Annotated in this window: 11 protein-coding genes; 5 read left to right on the plus strand and 6 right to left on the minus strand. The window is 30.3% G+C overall.

The features are described 5' to 3' along the window. The 6 genes from ACH2BG_RS01255 to ACH2BG_RS01280 form a co-directional block, all read right to left on the minus strand. On the minus strand, positions 1-670 hold a 670-nt coding region (locus ACH2BG_RS01255), incomplete at its 3' end, for a LytR/AlgR family response regulator transcription factor (protein ID WP_395045919.1). A gap of 103 nt (positions 671-773) precedes the next feature. Next, positions 774-1,088: a 2TM domain-containing protein gene (locus tag ACH2BG_RS01260; RefSeq protein ID WP_395045920.1), complete on the minus strand. Its 315-nt coding sequence runs from the start codon at positions 1,086-1,088 to the stop codon at positions 774-776. A gap of 5 nt (positions 1,089-1,093) precedes the next feature. Beyond that, a complete protein-coding gene (locus tag ACH2BG_RS01265) occupies positions 1,094-1,399 on the minus strand; it encodes a 2TM domain-containing protein (protein WP_395045921.1) in 306 nt (101 codons plus the stop codon). Continuing rightward, the gene (locus tag ACH2BG_RS01270; RefSeq protein WP_395045922.1) at positions 1,399-2,754 is read right to left on the minus strand and encodes a 2TM domain-containing protein; all 1,356 of its coding nucleotides are present in this window, start codon (positions 2,752-2,754) and stop codon (positions 1,399-1,401) included. The genes ACH2BG_RS01265 and ACH2BG_RS01270 overlap by 1 nt, the downstream gene beginning before the upstream one ends. Before the next feature lie 33 nt (positions 2,755-2,787). Beyond that, on the minus strand, positions 2,788-3,408 hold the full coding sequence (locus tag ACH2BG_RS01275) for a hypothetical protein (protein ID WP_395045923.1): 621 nt from the start codon (positions 3,406-3,408) through the stop codon (positions 2,788-2,790). A 138-nt stretch (positions 3,409-3,546) separates the two neighbouring features. Continuing rightward, entirely contained in the window at positions 3,547-5,700 is a 2,154-nt protein-coding gene (locus ACH2BG_RS01280; RefSeq protein WP_395045924.1) for a TonB-dependent receptor domain-containing protein, read from the minus strand. A gap of 131 nt (positions 5,701-5,831) precedes the next feature. Here ACH2BG_RS01280 and ACH2BG_RS01285 point away from each other — a divergent pair, with 131 nt between their 5' ends. From ACH2BG_RS01285 to ACH2BG_RS01305, 5 genes are all read left to right on the plus strand, one after another. Then, a complete protein-coding gene (locus ACH2BG_RS01285; protein WP_395045925.1) occupies positions 5,832-6,470 on the plus strand; it encodes a DUF998 domain-containing protein in 639 nt (212 codons plus the stop codon). A 53-nt stretch (positions 6,471-6,523) separates the two neighbouring features. Beyond that, positions 6,524-7,063, plus strand: coding sequence for a hypothetical protein (locus tag ACH2BG_RS01290; RefSeq protein WP_395045926.1), 540 nt, complete (start codon positions 6,524-6,526; stop codon positions 7,061-7,063). A 101-nt stretch (positions 7,064-7,164) separates the two neighbouring features. After that, complete coding sequence (locus ACH2BG_RS01295) at positions 7,165-8,223, plus strand: nucleoid-associated protein (protein WP_395045927.1); 1,059 nt, start codon at positions 7,165-7,167, stop codon at positions 8,221-8,223. A 123-nt stretch (positions 8,224-8,346) separates the two neighbouring features. Continuing rightward, positions 8,347-9,690 carry a hypothetical protein gene (locus ACH2BG_RS01300; protein WP_395045928.1) on the plus strand — a complete coding sequence of 448 codons (1,344 nt, stop codon included), beginning with the start codon at positions 8,347-8,349 and terminating at the stop codon, positions 9,688-9,690. A gap of 81 nt (positions 9,691-9,771) precedes the next feature. Then, positions 9,772-10,671 carry an ABC transporter ATP-binding protein gene (locus tag ACH2BG_RS01305; RefSeq protein ID WP_395045929.1) on the plus strand — a complete coding sequence of 300 codons (900 nt, stop codon included), beginning with the start codon at positions 9,772-9,774 and terminating at the stop codon, positions 10,669-10,671. Positions 10,672-10,701: the final 30 nt, after the last annotated feature.

The following is a 10,701-nucleotide window of genomic DNA, read 5'->3' on the forward strand; positions in this document are numbered from 1 at the left end:
TTGAATTAGAATACAATAAAATTTCTTTAATAGACTTGAGAGGAACAATAAATTTTCGACTGATACGAAAGAAATTTTTTGGATCTAAATCTTGCTCTAAAACTTCGAGAGTTGAATCGATAAGATAATCTCTGTTGTCAGAAGTGTGAATATAAGTTCCTTTATTTTCACTATAAAAACATTCTATTTCATCTATCAAAATAACTTTTAGTTGCTGTCCAATTTTAACCGTAAATCGGGTTTTATAATTTTTATCAAATGGGTTTTGAAGCATTTTTTTTATTTGATCGAAATCTATTTGCAAACTGGTTTCTGGTTTGGGCAAATTAGCTTTAAATTTTGTAACGGCTACTTCTAATTCATCTTCATCAATTGGTTTCAAGAGATAATCTATCGAATTTAATTTGAAAGCTTTTAGAGCATATTCGTCATAGGCCGTTGTGAAAATTATTGCCGATTTTATAGCTACTTTTTCAAAAATTTCAAACGACAATCCATCAGATAATTGAATGTCTAGAAATATCAAATCCGGGTGTTCGTTATTAGAAAACCAAGCTATCGATTCTTCGACAGAATGCAACATCACATCGACTTTTATATTCAGTTTTTCGAGCTTGCGTTGCAATAATCTTGCCGCTGGTTTTTCGTCTTCAATTATTATTGTTTTCATTTTTAGTTTCAAAGTTGTAAAGGTTCTGAGGTGCAAAGATACAAAGGTGCAAAGTTTAACAAAATACTCAAAAAAATTTGAACCTTTGAATCTTTGAAACTAATTACTCCCATTTTTCGTTTTTCTCTTTTTCTATTAGTTCTTTAATTTTTCTTTCTTCCCAGTTATTTCCTAAAAACCATGTTGGCACAAAAGTAGAAAGCGCGTGGGCTAGTAATCCTAATCCCCAGAAAAATGCTGTAAAAAAGTTTTCTTTCCTAAAATAACTTTCACCAGGTTCTAAATCTTGAATATTAAGAATAATAATCATGATATTTACTACGATATAAACAGCTAAATGGGAATAAAATCCTTTTAGTTTCTTAACTCGTTTCACAACTTCCTGGTACCTTATTTCTTCGTTTGAATTCGTTTCCATTTCAACTATTTTTTTAAATTATTATTGTTTTCTTCTTCCTTCATATACTGAGCAATTTTTCTTTCCTCCCAGTCTTTACCAAGAAATGGCATGTAATTAAAAACTTTCATTCCGTGAAAAAGAATTCCAATTCCCCAACCTATCATGGGCCAAAAGAACCAAATATGCTCTGGTGAATATTTTAAGTTTATAAATATAAAAAATAAATTTACTAGAATATAAGAAATAAGATTTCCGTAAAAACCTTTTATTTCTTGTACTTTCTTTTTTGCAGCAAGGTATTTTTCGATGTTATTTTGATTTGCTTCCATTAGTTCCATTTTTTGTTTTTATCCTTATTCAAAAATTCTTGTATTTTACGTTCTTCCCAATTTTTCCCATATCCAAAAGTTTCTATTGCGTGAAATGTAACTCCCATTCCCCAACCCAACATTGGGAACCAAAACCACTGAAAACCAGAACTAGTATTTAAGTTTATAATAATTAAAATTGGAATTACTGTGCAATAGGAAATCAGGTTTCCGTAAAATCCTTTAATCTTTCCAACTCTTTCTTTGGCTCTAACATAAGCCATATTCTCGTTTATTATATTTTTTGTTTCCATAAAGGCGATTTGTTTCGTTAAAACTGGTATTTTGACACTAAATGTATTTTCGTTTTGTTCTATTAGTACTTTCCTGTTAGAAATGATTCCGTACCGATTGATGATGTTTTGCAAACCAACTCCCTGCCTATCTTGTAAAACTTCTTTTTTCTGAAAATTATTTTGAATAACTAAACAATCACCTTCAATAAAAATTTTAATATTTAATGGTTTTTGTTCCGATACAACATTGTGTTTTACCGTATTTTCTAATAAAAGTTGTAATGAAAGTGGAACTACTTTTGCTTCTGGATTGATATTTTCTGTTGGCAATTCATATGTTAAACTATTCTCGAAACGCATTTTTAACAAATTCATATACGTTTTTGCAAACGATAATTCTTCTTCAACCGAAACCAATTCTTTGTCTTTTTGTTCGAGAACATAACGGTAAACTTTAGACAATGAAGTGGTAAATCGTTGTGCATTTTCTGGATTTTCTTCTATCAAAGAGCTTAAAACATTTAGGCTATTAAACAAAAAATGGGGATCGATTTGGTTTTTCAGGCTTTCGAACTTAGCATTTGCTGTTCCTGCAATAATTTTCTGTTCAGTAACTTCTTTTTTGCTTACATTTTTCCAATTGACCATAAAGCTTCTTGCGTGCATAAAAACCGAAACTCCAAGCGATAAAATAACATAGAAAAGATGTATCCAAATCATTCTCTCACTAAAAAAATCACTTGATGGTAATTTATTTAAAAACACAAAAATCACATAATTTATTCCTAAAACTACTGGAATAGTATACAAAACAGTGGTTACAATCCCAAAATAAACCCTTAGATTTGTTTGTTCCAGCCAATCCCATTTTCTGTCTAACAAATTATTTATCAAACCATTACCAAAACCTAGACCAAAAGAATACAATAAACTTATTAGGAAAGAGAACCCAATATTTTTTAAATTAAAATCCTGATTGATTATAACTGTAAAAATTAAGGTAAATATCACGGCAATTTTTAGGCAAGCAATAGCTCCTTTTTTAATTTGTGCAAATGTTTTTATTCTTTGATTTTCCATTTTTTCTCTATTATCTTTTGGCCTTTTTGTTTTCTATTTACAACCTTTCAATGCTTCAGTTGCTCTGTCTAATCCCCATTTTGGGTGAAATTGACTTTCTGGTTTAAAAGTAGCAAAAAGTCCGACAGCTTTTTCAATTTGCGTACACATTGGTTTTGTATCTCCACCAAAATATTTTGCACCATTTATTTCAAATTCTGCTTTGCAAAAAACAACTCTAGGATTTTCGGGCGCAATAGCTTGTGCTTTTGCATATAATTCCATTACAGGACCAGATAATTTCATTCCGTTTGTCATAGGATCAGCCACTATCCATGCAGTATGAATCATGGCTTGCATGACTAAAAGCTCAGCATTGTTTGGGTTTTTAATCATTTCAATACTAAGTACTAATTGCGCTTTAGTTAATAAATTATTTATTTTTTCTTTGTCCTGTGTTCCAAATGCCGATGTTGTGTTTACCAATGCCACATAATAATTAGGCAACCAACTGTTTTTTTCTGCTGATGCAATTCGCTCAAATAAGTCTGATGCTTCGGTGCTTTTTCCTTCTTTCCATAATCCGAATGCTTTGCCCATTCCTTGTTCAAATTGTCCTTGAGCACTTACTAAACTGGTTACAAAAAATGCGATTGCGATGATAACTTTTGTCATAATTTCTAGTTTTTTAATTGTTTTTATTTAATGTTATTTTTAATTCTGATGTAAATTTATGTTGATTGTTTTTGTTTTAAAATTACTTCTTACTGAACTGTCGTTTTTTGATGATGAAATGTAATTCTTATTATTATTTTACAAATCCTTCAGCTGATTGGTATTTTTATTGGTACTTATTGTCCAAAAGAATCCTACAAAAAAGAATCGTTTTGCTGGTGGTGTAATTGCTTGATTTTCATAAACATTGTTTACATTTTTACTATTTGCATATTGATAACCATGAATATTATTAGTACCTAATAAGTTTGAAATACTAATATAAATAATTTTTTGTGGTCGCAAAATGTAAGCCCAACCAAATGACAAATCGTTAAATGATTTTGTTTTTTCTGCCATAAAGCTTGCAGTATTTGGGTCGTTGTAAGGTCGTCCTGAACTATACGAATAAGTTAGTCCTAATTGAGATTTTAAACTATCAATCCAATATTTAGTGACTATCGAAACACTATTATTGGCTACAAAACTAGGTGTAACTTGTTGTGTGTAATTTTTGTAATCTCTTTTTGAATCGATATAAGAATATGATATTGCATATTCTAAATTTTTAACGGTTTTGCTATCTTTCCAAAAGACATCTAACCCTTTAGCATAACCGAAACCATTGTTATTGTAATTGCTATTGTAAGTTGCAGTGTTGGTATCATATTTTATCAAATTAGAATAGTCTTTAAAATAGGTTTCTACACGAAGCATTTTTCCGCTAACGTTGTACATATAATTCAAAATATAGTGCGATGCTTTTTCGTAATCTAAATGAGAATCAAATTTTAAATAATCCTGCTTTGCCGTTTGATTAAAAATACCGTAAGCTACAGAAAACTGGCTGTTTTTAGCCATTTTATAACCAAAAGAAATCCTTGGTTCTACTACAAATTTATTCACTATTGAAGCATTCGAACCACGAACTCCGAGATTTAAAGCTACTTTTTGGCTAAACATAATTTCGGCTTCGCTAAAAAGTGCCGTTTGTGTATTTTTATAACCATAATTAATAGTCGAATAAGCTGTTGGAGTATAACTTTCATCGAAATTGGTATTAAAAATTTCAGCTCCAAAATTCAATTTAAAATAATTAGAAAAAGAATTTCTAAATTTTAATTTATAATGAAAAGCAGCTTCTGTATTATTTAATTTATCCGAAACAATACCTATTTTATTTTTGTTATAACCAAAACTAAATCCAGTTTGAATTTGCAATTTATCACTTACCTCACCTTTATAAGACGAATTGATATAGAGATTATCATTGTTTAAATCGAACCGAATTTTATCTGTGTAATTAACATCTTTCTGATTCAAATCTAACGAAGTATAGTCATAAGTCACGTATAATTTAAATAATCCTTTATTGAATTTATATCGATAAACACCTTGTCCAGAAATAGATTGCACAGGTTTGTTCCAATCTATTTTTTGAGGAACAACCAACTGATACGGTGCTAAATTAACATAACTGACATCGAAACTCAAGGAACTTTTTTTAAATTTTGATGTTTTTCCCAATCCTAAACCCAAAGTCATAATCGAGATATTGGTTACATCTTCGGCAGGTTCGTTTATAGAATTCATGAGCAAAACGCTAGACAAAGCAGAACCGTATTCGGCAGAATAACCTCCTGTAGAAAACGACATTCCACTAAACAAATTAGGCGAAAACCTGTTTCGTGTTGGTAAATTACTTATCGAAGCATTGTAAGGTTGCGATACCCGAATCCCATCTACATAAGTTTGGGTTTCATCTGCTTCGCCACCACGAACAAAAAGACGACCGTCCTCTCCTACTTTTTGTGTTCCAGGCAAAGTTTGCATCGCAGCAACTATATTCGCATTAGAACCTGCAGTTGTATAAATATCCATTGCTTTAAGTGCCGTAATTTTAGAATTATCGCCAGCTTTAAAAGTTCCCGCCGATATAACAACAGCATCGAGCGTATTGATACTTTCTCTAAGAACAATCGTTTGATTTTGATAATTAGCAACATCGATACTAATTTTTGAAGTCTCATAAGATAAAAAACTAGCCACTAAAATTTGATTTCCTATTACTGAAGTTGTAAAACTAAATTCTCCGTTTTCGGTCGATGTTGCTCCGTCATAAGTACCTTCAATAAAAATATTGGCTCCTGAAATAGGAAGGTTTTTTTTATCTACAATTTTTCCAGAAATAGTTTTTTGAGAAAAAACTGAAATTGATAATAGTATTACGGCAAAAGTTAGAATTGATTTCATAATGTTTGTTTTGATGAAGCAAAATTGCATCATGCATTGCAAATTTAAAATTTATGTTTACCCAATTGTCGAAATTTAGAGATGAATCGTTAGAATTAATTTGTATTTTTAAAATCATTTTAAAGAAACACATGAAAACATCATTACTCTTTTGGACAGGAATTCTCAGTGTAGCATTTTTTGTTTTAACAACCATTATTGGCGGATTTTTGTATCCAAATTACAGTCATATTTCACAATTCATAAGCGAATCTTATGCTGTTGATGCGCCAAAAGCTGATTTGCTTCGGTATTTTGGATACATTCCAAGTGGCATTTTATTTATCCTTTTCTCCTTATTTTCAATAAAAACATTACCCGTATCTGGTCTTAAAACAATAGGTTTTATAGGAGTAGGTTTTGGCTACGGTTTTGGCACTATTATATGTAGCATTTTTAATTGTGATGCTGGTTGTAATCCTAAATTTATAAACCCAAGTTTGTCACAGTTTATTCATAATTCGATGGGATTCGTAACTTATATGATTGTTCCATTTTCAATTCTACTTATAGGTATTGCTTCTCGAAAATGGAAAAATGGCGCTCAATTATCAACCATAAGTTATCTGGTTTTCATAATAAGTTTTCTATTTGTGACGATTCTTAATGCTAATCTAGATTCTCCTTACAAAGGATTAATTCAAAGAATTATTGAAGGAAGTATTTTATTTTGGATTATTTACAGTTCGTATTCATACAAAAAAATCTTATCAACAAATCTCAATTTGTAATTCGTAATTCGTAATTTATATTTTACCTTTGATGCTTTAATAAAAATACGATTATGGTTTACAAATTCAGAGTAATTCTTGACAATGAAGATGATGTTTTTAGAGATATTGCAATACTTGCCGACGATACTTTAGAAGATTTGCACAATGCGATTTTCAATTCATTTGGTTTCGACGGAATGGAAGTTGGTTCTTTTTATACTTGTGATGACACATGGAATCAGGAAGATGAAATTTCGCTTTTTGATTCTGGCGATATACTTGGCGAGATGAAAATCATGAGCGATTACCTTCTTTCTGATATTTTAGACAAAGAAAACAGAAAGATAATTTACGTTTACGATTTTATAAACATGTGGACATTCTTAGTAGAACTAGCTGCTATCGAAGAAATAACTGCTGGCGCAACTTATCCTGAAACTATTTTTTCGCATGGAGAAATGCCCGATGATTCTGGCGAGAAGAACTTTCTAGCCGATGAAGATGAAGAAAACTATAACGAATTTGAAGATGATTTAGATGAAGATGATTTAGACATGTTTAGCGGTGATGATAGTTTTGAAGATTACGGATTCGAAGAGAATTGGAATTAATACAAAAATTACGAATTAAAACAACATTAATAATATAAAACCAAGATTTGAGACATTTGTTCCGTCTTTAATCTTGGTTCTTTATTCTAAAAAATAAAAAAATGATTAATCTATTCAACACACATATCGAAAGTTTGTCTATACATCGTGTAGGAAATGTAAGTCGTAACGAAGAGATGTTTTTATCTGAAAATCCTTATGGATTAAACGACGAAATCATGCCGTTACTAAAAGAGTATTTCCTAAAAGCGTTTCGTGATAAGGAAGAAAACTATTTTCAGTTTGCTCACGAAGTAGATTTAGAATATAACGAAATGTTCAAATTCGCCACCGAAATTTTTGAAAACCCAAGTAAAACTCATGAAATTTCAAAAAAAATCACCAAACACCTTTTCGAGCAATCAAACCATCCACATATAAAAAACGGAGAAGTTTATGTAACACACTTAACCAATATTTCTATTGATAATAATGTGGTTGATGCTATTGGCGTTTTCAAAAGTGAGCTTAAAGCCGATTTCCTTCAGTTTGAAGAGAAAGGAACAACCCTAGAAATGATTTTGCAACAAGGAATTAATTTGAACAAACTTGACAAAGGTTGTTTGATTTTTAATTACAAAAAAGAAGAAGGTTACAAGATTCTTACTGTAGACAGTAACCGTTATGATGCACGTTATTGGTTAGAACATTTCCTTTCGGTAGATGCTTTTCAGGACGAAAATTTTAAGACTAAAAAATATTTGAAATTTTGTCAAAACTTTGCAAAAGAAGTGGTTTTTCCTGCCGAAGACAAAAAAGAAGAAGTGATGTTTATGAACCGAGCAGTAAATCATTTTGCTAAGAATGATCAGTTCGAAGAATCGTTATTTCTAAACGAAGTAATCGACAATCCAGATTTAATTTCGGAATTTAAAAGCTATAAAGTAGACAAAGGTGAAAAATATAGCATCGAAGATTTAACTAGTTTTCCTATTGCAAACGCTGCAGTTTCGGACGCAAGAAGAACTATGAAAAATGTAATCAATTTGGATACAAATATTCAAATAAAACTAGATTTTATAAACCCCGAAAGTGCCGAAAAATTTGTAGAAAAAGGCTGGGACGAAGAAAAACAAATGTATTATTATTTGGTTTACTTTAATAAAGAACAAAAATCTTAATTTAGATTTCGAAAATAAATATCAAGATGCTCAATTAGTAAAATAATTGAGCATTTTTATTTATTTTAAAAAAAATTGTGTTAAATTTAAACTTTATTTCACAAAAAATTTCATATTTAATAAATGAAAATAAAACTGCTTTTTACTATTTTATTTTTATCAAACCTTGTTTTTTCGCAGGAAGAGGTTCCATTTTCTATACGTTTCAAAGATTATTTACGAGGAGATTTAACATTTATTGCAAATAATATTGTAAACCAGAATAATGGTAAAAAAACAGATGAAGCTTACAACAAACAAGGTGAGAATTCTGAGAGAAACGATGATTTAAATATGTCTTACATTGATATAGATAACGACAAATCGACATTTTCTTCTAGTAGTGCCATCTTTAAACCAACAGAAAACACAAAAGAGATTGTTTTTGCTGGTTTATATTGGAGCGCAACCTATAATTATCCTTTAAGCTTTAAGGATAATGGTTTTTATAGTCATGAAGGAGATAGAAAATCAAATTTTAATGAAATAAAGATAAAAATTCCTTCACAAAAAGACTACTCAGATATAACGGGTCAAATAATTTTTGATGGGTTTAACAACGAGAAATATAATAATAACATGCCTTACGTTTGTTTTTATGATTTGACAAAAATGGTAAAGTCTAATCCTTATGGCGAATATACAGTGGCAAATATCAGATCGACCGAAGGTTATATAGAAGGCGGAGTTTCTGGTGGTTGGATTTTATATTTTGTATACAAAGACGACAAAGCAAATGAGAGATATATTACTTTATACGATGGTTTTGCTTCTGTATATGATATGCCAATAGAAATAAAACTAACCGATTTTCAAACGCCAAAAACAGGAATTTTTAACTCCAAAATCTCCCTTGCAGCTTTAGAAGGTGATGCAAATATTGATGGTGATAAAGTAAGTATAAAAAACACTTCTAGCAATACTTATTTCCCTCTTTCTTCTAAGAACAGAAATAGCCAAAACTTATTTAATAGTCAAATAACAATCGAAAATGAGCAATTTCTAGACAGAAATCCAGCTTCATTAAACACGTTAGGATTTGATGCTTTGCTAATTTCTCTGGATAATCAGAATAATCAAATTATAAACAATAGTACCACTCAAAGCGAATTAAAAATTGAATCTTTAGGAGATAAATCCTATTTATTTTCAGTTGGTTTTATGATAGATGTTGATAAAGAATTTTACACAAAAATCACAAAAAGTCCAATTTTAGGCAACAACAAACCTATCACTGAACAGAGGAAAAAAACTATTAAAACTATTAAAACCACTAAACCCAAAAATAACGTTACAAACATTAAAATTATTGTCAAAGAAATTCTTCCATCTGTAAAGGACAATGATGATGATTTTGATTTCGAGTCGGTCGAAAAAACATTAAATGACACTGTTAAATTAGCTAATAAAACAAAGTTGCCTTTCTAACCGAATACTTGTTTCTTTTATAGTTTGTAACAAATTACTAAGTCTTTCGTCTTACTACTATCAATCAAAAAACAAACAGTTTTGGAAACCATACTTACAATTACCAACCTCAACAAAATTTATAACAAATATGTTCATGCTGTAAAAAACCTTTCGCTCGAAATTCATAAAGGTAATGTTTACGGGATTCTAGGGCCAAATGGTTCGGGAAAATCGACCACTTTGGGAATTGTCCTAAATGTTGTAAACAAAACTTCGGGAACATACAGCTGGTTTGGTGGAAAAATGCAAACACATGAAGCACTAAAAAAAGTGGGAGCCATTATCGAGCGCCCCAACTTTTACCCATATATGACGGCGAAAGAAAATTTAGAATTGGTTTGCAAAATTAAAAACATTAATTATACTAAAGTTCAAGAAAAGCTAGAATTAGTAGGATTAATGGAAAGAAAAGATAGTAAATTTAGTACCTTTTCTTTAGGAATGAAACAACGTTTAGCTATTGCTTCTGCCCTACTTAACGATCCTGAAATTCTAATTCTTGATGAACCTACAAATGGTTTAGATCCTCAGGGAATACATCAAATCCGGGATATTATTAGACACATCGCTTCGCAAGGAACAACCATTTTATTGGCTTCGCATTTGCTTGATGAAGTAGAAAAAGTATGTACACACGTTTTAGTTTTGCGTAAAGGCGAAATGTTATATTCAGGAACTGTAGACGGAATGACAAGCAACGAAGGTTTTTTTGAATTGAAATCTGACAATCATCAAATTTTAAAATCAGTTTTAGCAAATCATCAAGCAGTAGAAAAAATAGTTGAAGAAGAAGGGAAAGTTTTGGTTTACTTGAAAGGGAATATAGAACCCGCAGATTTGAACAAATATTTATTCGAAAATAATATTAGTTTAGAACACCTTGTAAAACGAAAAGTTAGTTTAGAAGAACAATTTTTAGAATTAACGGCTAATCAATAGTTATTTCAAAAATCAATAAAAAAATTTCAA

Source organism: Flavobacterium sp. (assembly GCF_043779715.1).
Classification (GTDB): domain Bacteria; phylum Bacteroidota; class Bacteroidia; order Flavobacteriales; family Flavobacteriaceae; genus Flavobacterium.